14 protein-coding genes are annotated in these 15,517 nt (G+C 67.6%); 8 read left to right on the top strand and 6 right to left on the bottom strand.

Translation table 11 applies throughout. The features are described 5' to 3' along the window. Positions 1 to 58: 58 nt before the first annotated feature. A complete protein-coding gene (locus C1932_RS13910) occupies positions 59 to 421 on the top strand; it encodes a DUF4870 domain-containing protein (RefSeq protein ID WP_108750636.1) in 363 nt (120 codons plus the stop codon). 99 nt (positions 422 to 520) lie between these two features. Here the strand turns inward: C1932_RS13910 and C1932_RS13905 are convergent, their stop codons facing one another. From C1932_RS13905 to C1932_RS13885, 5 genes are all read right to left on the bottom strand, one after another. After that, entirely contained in the window at positions 521 to 1,399 is an 879-nt protein-coding gene (locus tag C1932_RS13905; RefSeq protein ID WP_108762567.1) for a farnesyl diphosphate synthase, read from the bottom strand. Further along, positions 1,389 to 1,649 (bottom strand): exodeoxyribonuclease VII small subunit, encoded by a 261-nt coding sequence (locus C1932_RS13900; protein ID WP_108753741.1) that lies wholly within the window; start codon positions 1,647 to 1,649, stop codon positions 1,389 to 1,391. The genes C1932_RS13905 and C1932_RS13900 overlap by 11 nt, the downstream gene beginning before the upstream one ends. Before the next feature lie 36 nt (positions 1,650 to 1,685). Then, positions 1,686 to 2,972 carry a tRNA lysidine(34) synthetase TilS gene (tilS, locus tag C1932_RS13895; RefSeq protein ID WP_108762566.1) on the bottom strand — a complete coding sequence of 429 codons (1,287 nt, stop codon included), beginning with the start codon at positions 2,970 to 2,972 and terminating at the stop codon, positions 1,686 to 1,688. 1,082 nt (positions 2,973 to 4,054) lie between these two features. Continuing rightward, positions 4,055 to 4,576: a WG repeat-containing protein gene (locus tag C1932_RS13890; protein ID WP_234412147.1), complete on the bottom strand. Its 522-nt coding sequence runs from the start codon at positions 4,574 to 4,576 to the stop codon at positions 4,055 to 4,057. Positions 4,577 to 4,596: 20 nt separating this feature from the next. After that, entirely contained in the window at positions 4,597 to 6,303 is a 1,707-nt protein-coding gene (locus tag C1932_RS13885; RefSeq protein ID WP_108762564.1) for an alkaline phosphatase, read from the bottom strand. A 154-nt stretch (positions 6,304 to 6,457) separates the two neighbouring features. Between C1932_RS13885 and C1932_RS13880 the strand changes: the two genes are divergently transcribed. The 7 genes from C1932_RS13880 to C1932_RS13850 all read left to right on the top strand — a co-directional run bounded on the left by C1932_RS13880 (position 6,458) and on the right by C1932_RS13850 (position 13,551). Then, entirely contained in the window at positions 6,458 to 7,792 is a 1,335-nt protein-coding gene (locus tag C1932_RS13880; protein WP_108756819.1) for a dicarboxylate/amino acid:cation symporter, read from the top strand. Between the two features lie 273 nt (positions 7,793 to 8,065). Next, positions 8,066 to 8,563, top strand: coding sequence for a hypothetical protein (locus C1932_RS13875; RefSeq protein WP_234412145.1), 498 nt, complete (start codon positions 8,066 to 8,068; stop codon positions 8,561 to 8,563). Then, on the top strand, positions 8,563 to 9,180 hold the full coding sequence (locus C1932_RS13870; RefSeq protein WP_108763454.1) for a hypothetical protein: 618 nt from the start codon (positions 8,563 to 8,565) through the stop codon (positions 9,178 to 9,180). The genes C1932_RS13875 and C1932_RS13870 overlap by 1 nt, the downstream gene beginning before the upstream one ends. 43 nt (positions 9,181 to 9,223) lie before the next feature. Continuing rightward, complete coding sequence (locus tag C1932_RS13865) at positions 9,224 to 10,606, top strand: adhesin (protein WP_108762563.1); 1,383 nt, start codon at positions 9,224 to 9,226, stop codon at positions 10,604 to 10,606. Positions 10,607 to 10,745: 139 nt separating this feature from the next. Then, positions 10,746 to 11,450, top strand: a complete 705-nt coding sequence (locus C1932_RS13860; RefSeq protein WP_108750275.1) for a C39 family peptidase — start codon at positions 10,746 to 10,748, stop codon at positions 11,448 to 11,450. 13 nt (positions 11,451 to 11,463) lie between these two features. Next, entirely contained in the window at positions 11,464 to 12,216 is a 753-nt protein-coding gene (locus C1932_RS13855) for a hypothetical protein (RefSeq protein WP_108762562.1), read from the top strand. Between the two features lie 45 nt (positions 12,217 to 12,261). Beyond that, positions 12,262 to 13,551, top strand: a complete 1,290-nt coding sequence (locus C1932_RS13850; RefSeq protein WP_108750273.1) for a transporter — start codon at positions 12,262 to 12,264, stop codon at positions 13,549 to 13,551. A 392-nt stretch (positions 13,552 to 13,943) separates the two neighbouring features. Here the strand turns inward: C1932_RS13850 and C1932_RS13845 are convergent, their stop codons facing one another. Beyond that, positions 13,944 to 15,296, bottom strand: a complete 1,353-nt coding sequence (locus C1932_RS13845) for a sigma-54 dependent transcriptional regulator (RefSeq protein ID WP_108762561.1) — start codon at positions 15,294 to 15,296, stop codon at positions 13,944 to 13,946. Positions 15,297 to 15,517 lie beyond the last annotated feature (221 nt).

Below are 15,517 nucleotides of genomic sequence, written 5' to 3'. Positions count from 1 at the left end.
CTGACGCGACCGGCCCTCAGCTGGTCGCGCATGACCACCCAAAAAAAGGAGTTTTGTCGTGAGCGATTTCGATAACGTCCCGGCGGCCGGCAACGCGCCGTCCGACCAGCGCACCATGGCGCTGGCCGCGCACCTGCTGGGCATCTTCACCGGTTTCATCGGTGCCCTGATCATCTGGCTGATCAACAAGGACGACGCAGGCAAGTCCTTCGTCACCGACCAGGCCAAGGAAGCGCTGAACTTCCAGATCACCATCGCCATCGCGATGTTCATCTGCATCATCCTGACCTTCGTGATCATCGGCGCCATCCTGGCCCCGATCGTCGGCCTGCTCAGCCTGGTCTTCAGCATCATCGCTGCGGTCAAGGCCAACAACGGCGAGCTGTACCGCTACCCGTTCGCGCTGCGCCTGATCAAGTAATTCTGGCGGCACGTGCACAGCAGAACGCCCGGCAATGCCGGGCGTTTCTGTTTCCATCGCCGGTAGCGCCGGGCCACGCCCCGCGAGCGCACAGCGCGATCAATGATCGCGTTCCACCGCCAACGTGGCCAGCGCACGCAGCGCGTCGGCTTCTTCGTGGTAACCGGCCAGTGCCGCCTGCATGCGCGCGGCCAGGTCGCGCAGGTGCGCCTTGGCCCCGTCCATGCCCAGCAGCGCCGGGAAGGTGCTCTTGTCCTGGGCCTGGTCCTTGCCGGCGGTCTTGCCCAGCTGCTCGGAACTGGCCTCGACATCGAGGATGTCATCGCGCACCTGGAAGGCCAGGCCCAGCGCATCGGCGAAACCGTCCAGCTGCGCCAGCACCGGCGCCGGTGCCTGGCCACACAGCGCGCCCATGCGTACCGCCGCGCGGATCAGCGCACCGGTCTTCAGCGCGTGCATGCGGGTGAGCGCGGCCAGCGACTGCTGCTGGCCGGTGGCGTCGATATCCAATGCCTGGCCGCCGCACATGCCGGCCGCGCCGGAGGCGTGGGCCAGGGTCTGCAGGCAGGCCACGCGCAGGCTGGCCGGCAGCGCGGCATCGGCCAGCAGGCCGAAGGCGCGGGTCTGCAGGGCATCGCCGGCCAGGATCGCGGTGGCTTCGTCGAATGCGATATGCGTGGTCGGCTTGCCGCGGCGCAGGGCGTCATCGTCCATGGCCGGCAGGTCATCGTGTACCAGCGAATAGGCGTGGATCAGCTCCACGGCCATCGCGGCCGCATCCAGTTGCTCCGGCGGCGCACCAAACAGACGGCCGCTGGCATAGACCAGCAATGGCCGCATGCGCTTGCCGCCGCCCAGCACCGAATAGCGCATGGCCTGGTGCAGACGCTGCGGCGCATCGGCCGGCGAGGGCAGGGCGGCGTCAAGCTGGCTTTCAATACGGTCGCGCCAGTGCGCGAACAGCGCCTCAACCGTCATGGCTGGGCGGGTCGAACGGTTCGGCGGTGTCCGGCTGGGCCGGATCGCTGAGCAGGCGTACGCGCAGTTCGGCCTGCTCCAGCGCCTGCTGGCACTGGCGGTACAGACCCACGCCACGTTCGTAAGCACTGAGCGACGCTTCCAGACTGAGCTCGCCGGTTTCCATCTGCTCCACCAGCTGTTCCAGCGATTCGAGCGACTGCTCGAACTGGGCGACCGGGGAGACGTTTTCGGGGGACTTCTTGGCCATGCGACAAGTGTGGACGGCAGCCGCGCGGGGGTCAATTCACCAGCCGCCGGGGCGCCACTGCAGCTGCGCGTCGTGGGCCTGCAGCCACGCCCGCAGGGGGGCGGACACCACCACGTCGGCGGCGGCCAGCAACTGCTCGCCGTCGAACAGCAACGGCAGCTGCGCGCGCCGCCAGGGCGCCAGGTGCTCGCGCTGCAGGCAGTCCTTCAGCGCGTGTGAATGGGTGCGGCCGGGCAGCAGGATGCGCTCGCCCCCCTGCCGTGCGCGTACCTGCAAGGGCTGGGAAAAGGCCTCGCAGCCCAGCAGGCACAGTTGTCCGCCGTCGGGCAGTGGCAGCGGTGCGCGGCCATCCCAGGCGGCGTGCCAGGCGGTCGGCAACGTCGGCAGCACGGCCGGCAGCAGGTAGGCATGTCCACGCCATTGCTGGATCGCGTGGTCCTGCCAGCGCACCTGCGCCTGCCGATCACTGGGCGCTGCCAGCAGTTCCTGCTGCAGCTGCTGCAGCACCGTGGCCGGCAGCGGTGCGGCGCCGTGCGCGCGCACCCAGGCACGCAGCACGCGTGCGGCACGCGCAGGCGCCACCTGGCCCAGCAGCTCCAGCGACAGCACGCGTGGTGCCACTTCCAGGTGCGCGATCAGTTCGGCATCTTCCTCGTCCAGCATCGCCCGCGTCTGCGCGCAGTGGTCGGCGCTGCCGGCCAGGGCGGCGGCTGCGTGTGGCCAGCGTTGGCGCAGCAGCGGCAGGACCTGCAGGCGCAGGAAATTACGGTCGGCGTGGTCGTGGTCGTTGCTGGGGTCTTCGATCCAGCGCAGGGCATGCTGCTGCGCGCAGTCGTGCAGCGCGCTGCGCGCGGTGTGCAGCAGGGGCCGCCACAGGCGGTGGCCGTGCAATGTGCTGTCGGCGGCGATCGCCGCCAGGCCATCGATGCCTGAGCCACGCAATGCGCGCAGCAGGAACGTTTCGGCCTGGTCATCCTGATGGTGGGCCAGGGCGAGGGTTTCACCCGGCCGCAGTTCGGCAGCAAAGGCGGCGCGCCGGGCCTGGCGCGCGGCACCTTCCAGCCCCAGGCCGTCGGCTGTAGCGACCTGTACGCGATGCACAGCCAGGTCGATACCCAGAGCATCGCACTGCTGCTGGCAGTGCCTGACCCAGGCATCGGCATCGGCCTGCAGGCCGTGGTGGACATGCACCGCGCGCAGCGGCGTGGCGCTGGCCTGTGCGCAGCGCCAGAGCCAATGCAGCAGCACGGTCGAATCCAGCCCGCCGCTGTAGGCGACCAGCAGCGGTGCATCCAACGGGACAAGGGCAGGGAAGTCACTCACGGCGGCAAGTATAGGGTGGGGGGGCTGGCAGGGCTGCGCCCTGCACCCGCTCAATCCAACGTCAACGTCAACGTCAACGTCAAAAGCCGGGTATCCGTGGTTTGGCGGGGTGGGTCCGGTTGCGGGGGACGCCGTGAATCCGTCCGTGGAGGCTTGGCCGCGGCATCCATGCCGCGGACACCCCCGCAACCGGACCCACCCCGCCTTCGACAGTTTCCCGCGATCTGTCGGAACGGCGTTCTGCTCTGGTGGGTGTCGACCTTGGTCGACACAGTAGATCCACGCCATGCGTGGATGAAATTGTCAGATATCGAAACGAATGCGGGGTCAGAGCCCGTTGCGCAGCAACGGGATCCGACCCCATGCCATCTGTCGGAACAGCGTTCTGCTCTGGTGGGTGTCGACCTTGGTCGGCACAGTAGATCCACGCCATGCGTGGATGAATCTGTCAGATATCCAAAGAAATTCTGGGGTCAGAGCCCGTTGCGCAGCAACGGGATCCGACCCCATGCCATGCGATCTGTCGGAACGGCGTTCTGCTCTGGTGGGTGTCGACCTTGGTCGACACAGTGGATCCACGCCATGCGTGGATGAACCTGTCAGATATCCAAAAGTAGTCTGGGGTCAGAGCCCGTTGCGCAGCAACGGGATCCGACCCCATGCCATGCGATCTGCCGGAACGGCGTTCTGCTCTGGTGGGTGTCGACCTTGGTCGGCACAGTAGATCCACGCCATGCGTGGATGAATCTGTCAGATATCCAAAAGAATTCTGGGGTCAGAGCCCGTTGCGCAGCAACGGGATCCGACCCCGATTCAATTCGATATCTGACAGATGTGTCGACCAAGGTCGACACCTGCCAACAGCCGCGGGAATCTGTCAGAGGTTGGGCGGTGTCGGATTGCGGGGTGTCAGCCGCGTGGATGCGGCTGCCAAGCCTACACGGACGTACTTGCGGCGTCCCCGCAATCCGACACCTCCCCGCCATCCCACGGAATGCCGCTTTTGCCGTTGCCGTTGCCGTTGCTTCAGTCGAGCATGGCTCGACTCTACAGGGGTGCAGGGCGCAGCCCTGCCGAAAAACCTACTTCAGCCGACGGCCGCTGCGGTCGATGCGGAACCAGTCACCGCCTTCCATCGGCGTGTGCCCGTCAGCATCGGGCGTGCCGCGCCGGCAGCCGTTGCAGACTTCAGCCACACCGTCGTGGAAGGGCCAGGCGAAATCGAAGGTCGGTTCGATCACTTGCCGCAACGTTACGTCGAAGTAACCGATCCGCTCACCCACGCGGCCACGCAGCAGACCTTCCTGCAGCGTGTCCGGGCCGTTGTCCCAGGTGATGACCGCCAGGCTGCGGCCAGTGCGCTCCACATAATGGAAACCGCCGCCGGCATGAACCACCGCCAGCCCCTGCGCGTCGTAGGGCAATGCGGCCAGCGCGGTGGCGTCCAGCCGCGGCTGACCTTCGGCCACGGTGCAGCCCGGCAACGCCACCAGCCCTTCGCTTTCGGTCAGCAGCTGGCACGCAGGCGCTTGTGCCTGCGCACCGGCACTGGCCAGCACGCCCAGCAGGGCCAGCCACCGCGCAATGCGGCGGCCGGCCCCCACGGCAGGGGCCGGCTGCGGCCTCACTTGGCCTCGGCCTTGCGTTCGAAGGCGTTCGGCGCCGGCAGCTGCACCGGCACACCCTGCGCATCGCAGGTGCGGGCCTGGCACAGGCGCGCGCGCAGGGCCGGGGCCGCCTGCACGATCATGTGGTAGATCGCGTTCTGCTCCAGCGTGCCGCGGATCGCCTGGCTGCCCGGGCCACGGGCCCAGATGCCCACGTCTTCGCCGCCGTGAGATTCGGACTTCATCGGCACCAGCGCTTCCTGCATGTAATCGGGGTGCTCGGTGTCCACCGCGTGCAGGTCGGGGCGTCCCTTGGCCTGCTCGAACGTGCTGGGGTTGTGCGGGTAGCGCTTCGGTCCGGCCGGCTGCTGGTTGGTGGCGCCGGTGTGGCCGGGGCCGTTGGCGTAGCTCAGCGTGGTGTAGGGCTGGCCGTTGCCGTCCAGGGCGTTGTCCAGCTTGCCGGCACCGTCTTCGCCCCCCTTGTCCTTCACCTTGCCCAGGATCGGGTTGCCACGCGCCGGGTAGCCGACGAAGTTGAGGGTGTGCGAGTGGTCGGCGGTGACGATGATCAGGGTGTCATCGGCCGAGGTCAGTTCGTTGGCCACGCGCACTGCATCGGACAACGCAACGGTTTCGGTCAGCGCGCGGTAGGCGTTGCCACTGTGGTTGGCATGGTCGATGCGTGCGCCTTCGATCATCAGCACGTAGCCTTCCTTGTGCTGGGCCAGGTTCTTGATCGCCGCGGCGGTCAGTTCGGCCAGGCTCGGCTCGCCGGACGGATCCTGCGGGCGCTCGTATTCGTAACGCATGTGGTCCGGTTCGAACAGGCCGAGCAGGGCCGGGGCGTTGGCGGCGGCGGCCAGCTGCTTGCTGTTCCACACATACGCACCCTGCGGATGCGCCTGCTGCCATTCCTGCACCAGGCTGCGGCCGTCCAGGCGCTGGCCGACCTTGTCGTCATATTCGGGGTCGCGCTCTTCCACGGTGGTGAACTCACCACGACCGCCGCCCAGGGCGACCAGCGGGCCGCGCCCATAGCGCGAGGTGGACAGCAACTGCTGGGCGATGTCCTGGCAGCCGGCGGCCTTGGCTTCCTCGGTCAGGTCGGTGTCGTTTTCCCAGTTGCGCTCGGGCGAATGGGCGTAGGTGGCGGCCGGGGTGGCGTGGGTCAGGCGCGCGGTGGAGACGATGCCGGTGGCCAGGCCGGCGCTGTCGGCCAGCTGCAGCCAGGTCAGCAGGCCTTTGGACAGGCTGTCGGCGCAGTCGGTGCGGCTGCCGGCGCTGACGCCGATGGCGCCCATGTGGGTCTTCACGCCGGTGGTGATGGCGGTCATGGTGCCGGCTGAATCCGGCGTCTGCGAATCGGTGTTGTAGGTCTTGCTGAACGCCGTGGCCGGGAAGCGCTCCCACGACAGCAGGTTCTCTTCGCCGGCGCTGCCCTTGCGCTGGCCTTCATAGATGCGTGCGGCGGCCACGGTGGTCAGGCTCATGCCATCGCCCAGGAACAGGATGACGTTTTTGGCCTTTCCGGCCATCGCGCCGTTGGCTGCGGCCTGTGCGGCGCCACTGCGGTACCACCACTGCGGGGTTTCGCCGGCCGGATGGGCGACAGGATCGACGGCGACCTTCAGGCCGGCCGGGGCAGTGGCGGGGGCGGTGCTGGCGCAGGCTCCCAACAGCAGGGTGGTGGCGCAGGCGGCCAACAGAGAGACGGAACGACGCATGGACGCTGGGATCTCACAAACTGTAACGGGACGTTCATTATGCCCGGCCCAGCAAGGCACGCCGATGACACACTGATTTGCCGGTGCGGCGGTCGTTCCCGCGGCAGGCTTGGGCTATCGTGGAACCATCCCTTCCTTCCCCTCTGGATTGCCTATGAAGCTGGTCTCTGCCTGGCTGCGGATTCCATTCTGGCAGCGCGTGGTCGGTGGCTTCGTGCTCGGCGCGCTGGCCGGCTGGGCGCTGGGCCCGGCCGCGGAAACGTGGTTCGGCCCGCTCGGCGAACTGTATGTCACCCTGATCAAGATGATCGCGGTGCCGCTGGTGTTCTTCGCGGTCATCAACGCGATCTCGTCGCTGCATGGCCAGAAATCGGTCGCCGCGCTCAGTGGCCGCACCTTCCTGTGGTTCGTGATCACCGCGGCGCTGGCCGTCTGCGTGGGCCTGGGTGTGGGCACGGTGCTGCAGCCTGGTGCCGGTGGCCTGCAACTGTCGATGGCCAGCAACTACGTGCCGCGCGAAGTGCCCAGCGTGGTGCAGGTGCTGCTGGACGTGGTGCCGTCCAACGTGTTCTACGCGTTGTCGGGCATCGGCACCAAGGTCAACGCGGCCGGCGAGACCGTGCTGGCGGCCGGTCGCGGTTCGATCCTGCCGGTCATCTTCTTCGCCGGCCTGGTCGGTTTTGCCATCGTCAAGCTGGGCGAGAAGGTGACCGAGGCGCGCAAGCTGGTCGGGCAGATGAGCGACATCATGATCCAGGTGACCCGCTTCGTGCTGGAAGTCACCCCGATCGGTACGTTCGGCCTGATCGCCGGCCTGGTCGGCAGCTACGGTTTCGAAAAACTGCTGCCGCTGGGCCATTTCGTGCTGGCGCTGTACGTGGCCTGCGCGCTGCACATCGTGGTGGTCTACAGCGCGCTGCTGCTGTCGCACGGCCTGAACCCGCTGAAGTTCTTCCGCGGCGCGGCGCCGGGCATGCAGGTGGCCTTCGTCAGTTCGTCCAGCTTCGCGGCGATGCCGGTGGCCTTGCGCTCGATCACCCACAACCTGGGGGTGAACAAGGACTACGGTTCGTTCGCGGTGCCGCTGGGCGCCAGCATCAAGATGGATGGCTGCGGTGCGATCTACCCGGCGCTGTGCGCGGTGTTCATTGCCCAGTACAGCGGCGTGCCGCTTACCCCGGAACAGTACGTGGTGGTGCTGATCGCTTCGGTGCTGGGCAGCTTCGGTACCGCCGGCGTTCCGGGCACCGCGGTGATCATGGCCACCGTGGTGCTGAGCGCGGCCAACCTGCCGCTGGAAACCATCGGCTACCTGTATGCCATCGATCGCATCCTGGACATGATGCGCACGATGACGAATGTGACGGGGCAGATGCTGGTGCCGGTGCTGGTGGCCAAGGAAACCGGGCTGCTGGACCAGAGCGTGTACGACAACCCCAGCACCAATGTCGGTATCGACGATCCCGACCCGACCCCGCCGCGCAGCTGAAGCGGGGCTGCAACGGGTTGTATCAGCCCCTGTAACAGGACTGATACAGCCCCCGCGCAGCCCGTGAATCCTGCGTTTCGCGCGCGTTAAGCCCAACGAAATCCCAACGCGGCTGTAACACCGCGGCATCAACCGGCGCGCGTGAGCGCACGCGCAGGCCTTGTGCAACGGGCCTGCGGAAGTTGGCACGGAAACTGCTCCCTCCCTGCGCATAAGCAACGGGAGAGCGGCATGGACGGCAGCAGCATCCTCATTGGTAGTCCGGTTCGGCAGATGGCACTGCTGCTGGCCCTGGCCTGCCCGCTGGCCGCCGCCGCATCCGGTGCGCGCCAGGGCGTCAAGGCGCAGCCGGGCGAAATCGTGCTGCTGCGCGATGTGTCCACGCGCCCGGCCTACCGCATGGCCCCGCCCGGCGTGGCGTTGATCGCCGACCCCAAGCCACAGCGCGAGATCGCCGGTGCACTCGGCAGCAGCGGCGCGCACGGTGGCATGGACGAACTCAGCGACGATGACTACGCCGGGCTGGGCGCTGGGCAGACCCAGCAGTTGGCCGCGCCCGGTGGCACCACGGTGGAGCGGGTGACCCACCAGGCGCTGGGGGGCACGCTCGGGCGTTCCGGTGACAGCATGATGAGCGGCAGCAACCTGAGCGGGGCGATGAGCGGCCCGCTGGGTGCGGTGGGCAACACCACCCGCGGCATCGGCGATACGGTGCGCGGTGCGCTGTCGCAGTTCCCGCTGGGCGCACCCGCTCCGGGCGGTGGCAAATGATGCGGCGCACGCGGGGCCTGCTGCTGGTGGTGGTGCTGCTGCCGGCCACGGCGCTGGCCGACGACTACAGCGGCATGCTGGCCTACCTGGATATCGCCCGCATCGACGGCCGCGCGCTGGCTGGGGCCAGCGGCGCCATCGCGGTGAACCAGGCCGCGGGCGATCTCAACATCCAGGCCAATCTGCAGGGCATGGCCAGCGGCGACCAGGCCAACGTGGCCGTGGCCGCACGCCAGCAGCACGGCGGCAACGTGGTGCTGTCGGCACCGTTGCAGGCCAGCGCACATATCGCCGGGGAAGCATTGGCCGGCGCCAGTGGCATCGCATCGATCAACCAGGCCAGCGGCATCGCCAACACGACGCTCAACGTCGTCAGCGCGACGCTGGCCCGGCAAGGGATACGCGAATCCGATGACGCGGCATTGGCCGCAGCGGATATCGCGTCAGCAGGGGGGCAGGGCGACACCGGTGACGGTGTTGCGGCGGGTATCCGCAGTGTCGGCGTCGCTTCGACGGCACTGCGGGGCTTCGACGGTGTCCTGCAACTCAATCAGATCGCGGGAGCGCGCAATGACACGGCCAACGTGCTGACCATGGCCGTGCAGGGCAACCCGTGAGCAACAACCACCCGATGTATCACCTGATGAGAGAGAGGGCACCATGAACGCGAACCTGAAAAGGACCGTGCTTGCGATGGCGATTGCCACGGCCTCCACTGCGGCTGCGGCCAACGGCTGGGACAACCAGAACGCCAACGCCAACATCAACCACAACCATGTCGTGACCGAAACCCGCAACGACACCCACAACCACACCGACAACGAGGTCCGCAACTGGACCCGTACCAACACCACGGTACGCAGCAACACCGACACCTCCAACATCACCCGCAACCGCACGGTGAACGAGCAGGTACAGAAGCACAGCAACATCCAGGCCGACGAGCGCAAGGAAAAGAACAACCACGGTGTCGACGTGAACCTGGAAAAGGACCTGCGCCTGAGCTCGGACATCAGCTTCTCGGGTGATCCGGAAGTGACCGGCTCGATCGATCTGGATTCGGCCGCCATCGCGGTCATCGACAACCGCCAGTCGATCAGCAACAACGTAGGCTCCAACAGCCTGGTCACCAACAGCGCCTCCATTGCTGACGATGTCGGCGCTGGTGCGTCGGGCAACCTCGGCTTCAACGTGGTAGCCGGTGACAACAACGCGCAGGACAACGCCGCTTCGCTGTCCGCCGCTGACGCGTCCTTCAGCTTCGGCATGGCCGACGCCGAAGTGTTCGTCAACCAGGCCGGTATGGGCAACGTCACCATGAACTCCGGCGTCACCAACGCCGCCAGCCTCGGTGGCAATGCCTTCGGTGGCGCGTCGGGCAACATCGGCGTGAACATCGCCTCGGGCAACAACAACGAGCAGAAGAACGCGCTCGCTGCTTCGGTGGCCACCAGTGCCATGGCCCAGTCCAGCATCAGCTCCAACCAGATCTCCAGCGGCAACGCGGTGTCCAATGCCGGCTATGTGCAGTCCTACACCGACACCGTGGAAGTGGGCATGAGCGGTGGCGTGGGCGGCCTGACCCTGGCCTACGGCGCCGGCACCTACAGCGGCCGTGGCAACGCTTACCAGATGGCGAACTACTACCTCGACACCTGGGACGGCGACCTGCCGCATCCGGACGGCAACAGCACCGGGCACATCGATCTGGACAACGAGATCCAGAACGCAACGATGAACCCGTACCGTCAGGGCGTGGGTGGCCTGGGCTTCGACACGCGTGAAAGCGGCACCAGCCAGTTCGTCGAACTGGGCATTGCCGACCTGTACGCCAGCCTGAGCGGCACCGTCACCACCACCCGTTGGGTGAACGTCAACGCCACCAACACCTCGGCGCTGTCCGGCAGTGCCTTCTCCGGGGCGTCGGGCAACATCGGCGTGAACGTGGCGTCTGGCACCGGCAACCTGCAGGCCAACAGCCTGGCCCTGGCCGTGGCCCAGCCCAGCACCGGCGGTGGCGGCGGTACCGGTGGCGGCGAGTAACACCGCGCGTGACCGCTTTCGCAGCTGACCTGCGTTGAGCGCAACAAGCCCGGCCGTCCGCCAATGGCCGGGTTCCCCGGGAGCCCCTGTCCCTCCTCCCCCTTGGGGCAGGGGCTCCTTCCTTTCCGTGGAGAGCACCATGGCCGGTTCCCGTTGGTGGTTGCGTGTTCTGACCTGCCTGCTGTTGCTGGGCAGTGCCGGTGCCTGGGCCGGGGACGTCGCCTTCAGCGGCGTGCTGCCCAACGGTGCGCTGATGCAGCAGAAGGTGGAAAGCATGCAGGAGCGGCGCTACCGCAACCTGGTGCGGCAACACACCGACTACAGCTGTGGGGCCGCCGCGCTGGCCACGATCCTGCGCTACGCCTACCACCTGGACACCACCGAAGCCACGGTGATCGAGGGAATGATGGGGGTTTCCGATCCACAACTGGTCAAGGAGCGCGGTTTCTCGCTGCTGGACATCAAGCGCTATGTCGAATCGCTGGGCATGCGCGGCCGCGGCTACCGCATTGATGAAACGCGCCTGCGCACCCTGCGGGTGCCGGGACTGGTGCTGATGGATGTGCGCGGTTTCCGCCACTTCGTGGTGCTCAAGCAGGTGCGGGGCGGCGTGGTGGAAGTGGCCGACCCGATCCTGGGCAACCGTGCGCTGCCGCTGCCGGAGTTCCTGGAAGCCTGGCCGTCGCGCGCCGTTTTCGTCGTCATCGGCAGCGACTTCGATCGCAATACGGTCCTGCTGCAACCGAGCGAACGGCCAAGTGCACGCGCGCTGTATGCGCGGCAGGGACCGATCACCGATGCCGAGCTGGTCGACTTCGGCTTCAGCCATGCCGACCTGTTCTGAAGGAGGCACGATCATGTTTTGCCAACGTGTACTGATTGCTGCGCTGCTGGTACTTCCTGCGTTGCCCGCGTGGGCCGCAGACGGTGCACCGGGGCGTGGCCTGAAGGAAATTCCCGATCCGGAGCTGAACCTGATGCGTGGCCGCTACACCGTGGGCGGCAACAACGTGGCCTGGTTCGGCGTCACCATGATTTCGCAGTGGAAGGGCAATGACGGCGGCGCGGTGCAGGGTGCGCTCACCCTGGGCATGGATTTCCGCCAGGGCAGTACGCCCAAGCTGACCTTCCAGCCCAGCGTGCAGGTCACCGCCGCCGATGCACCGCTACCCGATACCAGTGGCCGCAGCATCGACAGCACCGGTCTGGCCAATGCCAGTGGCCTGTTGCAGAGCGTGCAGGTGGCGGGCGATGGCAACACCGCGCGCAACGTCACCTCGCTCACCATCCGTGATGGCGCCGTGCCCGTGGCCGGCAGTGATGACGGCACGCGCATCGCCCAGGTACAGCTGGGCGGCGCCAGCGCCAGCGCGGTGCTGGACGGCAACCAGGCACGCCTGCTGTTGCAGGTCGATGGCCAGGGCATGGTGCAGCAGTGGATCCGCAATGGCAGCGTCGGCCAGGGCATTGCCCTGAGTGGCGACGGCCAGAACGCCAGCAACCGGCTGCAGCTGGAGCTGGTACGCAATTCCGTGGCCGGCAACCTGCCGTTGAGCCAGAACGTGGCCCAGGCAATCGCGCTGAACCGCGGCATGGGCCCGGGCCAGTAAACCGGTCCGGTCAAGGGGGACGAACGTTCAACGCAGGTCACTGACATGCATACCTATTTGCGGCTTACCCCGCTGGCGCTGGCGGCGCTGGCGGCCAACGCCTTCGCCCAGCAGCCGGCGGCCAATGATACGGCCGACGTGCAGGCACTGATCGGCCAACTGGAACAACTGAAAGCCAACTACGCGCAGGAGGTACGGCGCCTGCGCGAACTGGACATGCAGGTGCAGGCCATGCAGGCCCGCCTGAACGGTCGCGCCGGCGCGGCATCCACACCGGCGGCGCCACTGGCCCCGGCGGCCGCGGCCGCAGTACCGCCCAGCAGCGAGGGCTATGCCAGCACCGCTGCCGAAGCGCAGCAGGCCAAGCAGGAAGCGCGACGCAGCGTGGACGACGTGAAGCAGCAGCAGGCGGCGCTGTTCTCACGCAGGTTCACCCTGGAAAACAGCCTGACCTATGCCCGCTACGACAGGAAGCAGTTGACCCTCAATGGCTTCCTGGCGCTGGATGCGATCTTCCTGGGCAACATCGCCATCGAGAACGTCGAATCCGATTCGCTCACCTACAACCTGGCCGCGCGCTGGGGCGTGAGCCCGAACCTGACCTTGAACGCCGACGTGCCCTACCTGGCACGGCGCACGGTGTACCAGAAGGGCGGTGCCGGCGGTGCCGCCGCTGCGATCGCGCAGGAAGAAACCAACGGCAATGGCCTGGGCGATGTGAGCGTGAGCGCGAACTACCGGCTGTTCGGCGAACGTGGCTGGCGGCCGGAAACCGTGCTGACCGGCGGAGTGACCGCACCGACCGGGCGTGCCCCCTACGGGCTGGACTGGAAGGTGATCGAGCGTGATGACGACGACTACATCCGCTTTGCGGTGCCGCGCGAACAGCCCACCGGCAATGGCGTGTGGCAGGCCAACCTGGGTGTGTCGATGGTCAAGACCGCCGACCCGGCGATCCTGTTCGCCAACGCCGGTTACATCCATTCGTTCCCGCGGGGTTTCAGCGATATCGACAGCAACCCGGACACCACCAACCCGGGTGATGTGAAGCTGGGCGGATCGGTGTACTTCGGCGCAGGCGTGGCGTTTGCCTTCAACGAACGCACCAGCCTGAGCATCTCCTTCAGCGACAAGATCACCGCCCGCGCCTCGACGCGGTTCAAGGGCGGGCAATGGGTGAAGGTGATCGGCAGTGATGCCAATGCCGCCTCGCTGAACCTGGGCGTGACCTATGCGTTGAACCAGAACACCACGCTGGTCACCCTGCTGGGTATCGGCCTGACCCCCGACGCGCCGGACTTCACCCTGGCATTCAAGGTGCCGTACATGCTGTAGCGAAGGGCTGACGCCATGCATCGGTAGCGCCGGGCCATGCCCGGCGTTTCGTTTCCGCGACCGCGGAGGGGTGTCACTTTCTTTGCTTGTGCACCGTGCTGCAGGAGCAGCGCGGAACGGCGCAGCCGGCTCGTAGGGTGGCGCACATGGATGTGCGCCATCAAGAAAGTAACCAAAGAAACACACCGCCGTCGGCGAGCCGGCGCTGCGGGCCGGTACCCTGCGCTCCTCGGCCCGTCGAGGGACGGCGCCGAACTCGCTGCGCTCAGACACCGGCGCCTCTTCGCCCTCGCCGGACCTGCGGTGCTCGGCTCGCTTCAAGGCGGATCCAAATCAACGTCAACGGCAACGGCAACGGCAACGGCAACGGCAACGGCAACGGCAGCCGGGCGTCAGCGCTCCGGGGGCAGTTCCAGGCGGTGCTTGCGGCACAGCCGGTAGACGGTTACGCGCGATACCTGCATGTGCCGGGCGCAGGCGGAGACGTTGTAGCCGTGCTGGCGCAATGCCTGCAGCAGCAGATCGCGTTCCACCTGGCCACGGGCATCCTGCAGCAGTGCACGGGGTTCGGGCAGTGCGTCGTCGGCAAGTTCGAGGTCGGCGGCGGTGATCAGTTCGCCCTCGGCCACGATGGCCGCGCGCTGCACGCGGTTCAGCAGCTCGCGCACATTGCCGGGCCAGCCGAAACCACCCATCGCTTGTCGGGCGCCGGTGTCGAAACCGCGCGCGCGGCCGGGATGGCGCTGGCGGAAGCCGCGCAGGAAATGATCGGCCAGCAGCAGCACATCGCTGCCACGCTCGCGCAGCGGGGGCATCGGCAGGCGCAGCACGTTCAGGCGGTAATACAGGTCGCGGCGGAAGCGGCCCTGGGCCACCGCCTGCTCCAGTTCGACATGGGTGGCGGCCAGCACGCGCACATCCACCCGCAGCGGCTGGTTGCTGCCCACGCGTTCGAGCGTGCCTTCCTGCAGCACGCGCAGCAGGCTGGTCTGCGCATCGCCGGGCAGGTCGCCCACCTCGTCCAGGAACACGGTGCCGCCATGGGCCGATTCGAACAGGCCGATGCGGCGCTGGGCGGCGCCGGTGAACGCGCCGCGCTCATGGCCGAACAGCTCCGACTGCACCAGGTTGGCGGGAATGGCGCCGCAGTTCACCGCCAGGAAGGGCTTGCCGGCCCGTCCAGAGAGTGCATGCAGGGCCTGCGCCGCCAGTTCCTTGCCGGTGCCGGTTTCGCCGGTGACCAGGACCGGCAGATCCACCGGCGCGAACTTGTGCAGGGCCGCGCGCACGGCCAGCACGCGCGGGCTGTCACCGATCAGGGCGGGCAGACCGCCGCCGTCGCAGGCGCGTGCCGGGTCGGTGGTGTCACCGTCGGCCTGGCGCTGCATGGTGGACACCATCGCGCCCAGTTCCAGCGGCAGGGTGAACTGGTTCTGGCAGGCCAGCAGCACGTCGGTCCAGGCGGGGGGAGGGCTGTGTACGTCCGCCGGCAGCACCGCCAGCCAGGGCAGGTGCTGGTGCTGCTGCACCCAGGGCAGCAGTGCCTGCAGCGCGTCCAGATCGAGGTGGCGCAGGTCGATCACCGCCACTAGGTGGTCGCGACCGCGCAGGCCGACCGCCATCGCCGGCCCGGGCGCCACGCAGCGCAGCTGCCAGCCGGCGGCGGCCAGCGCGCCACGCTCGGACGCCTGCGGCTGTCCGAACCAGATCACGCAACGTGATGGAATTTCCAGGCTTGCTGCCATTCCTTTCCCCCCGGCACGCAGACAGCGCGGGCGGGGTCTGGCTGGGTATCCCGGCATGCCGCCCCACGCCGGGTTACGCAGGCCGCGGGCTGGCGGCCGGCCGCGGCCCAACGGACCGTGACATCAAGCACCAACGCACGGGGCGACGGCCAGCGGCCAACGGCGCGGCCACGAAAAAGCCGCTGCAGGGCAGCGGCTCGGTCGTTCAGGCGGTGACGGTG

The sequence above is a fragment of the Stenotrophomonas sp. YAU14D1_LEIMI4_1 genome (assembly GCF_003086815.1).
GTDB lineage: Bacteria > Pseudomonadota > Gammaproteobacteria > Xanthomonadales > Xanthomonadaceae > Stenotrophomonas.
The sequence above is the reverse complement of the archived record's forward strand: the minus strand, read 5'-3'. Positions and strand labels throughout refer to the sequence as shown.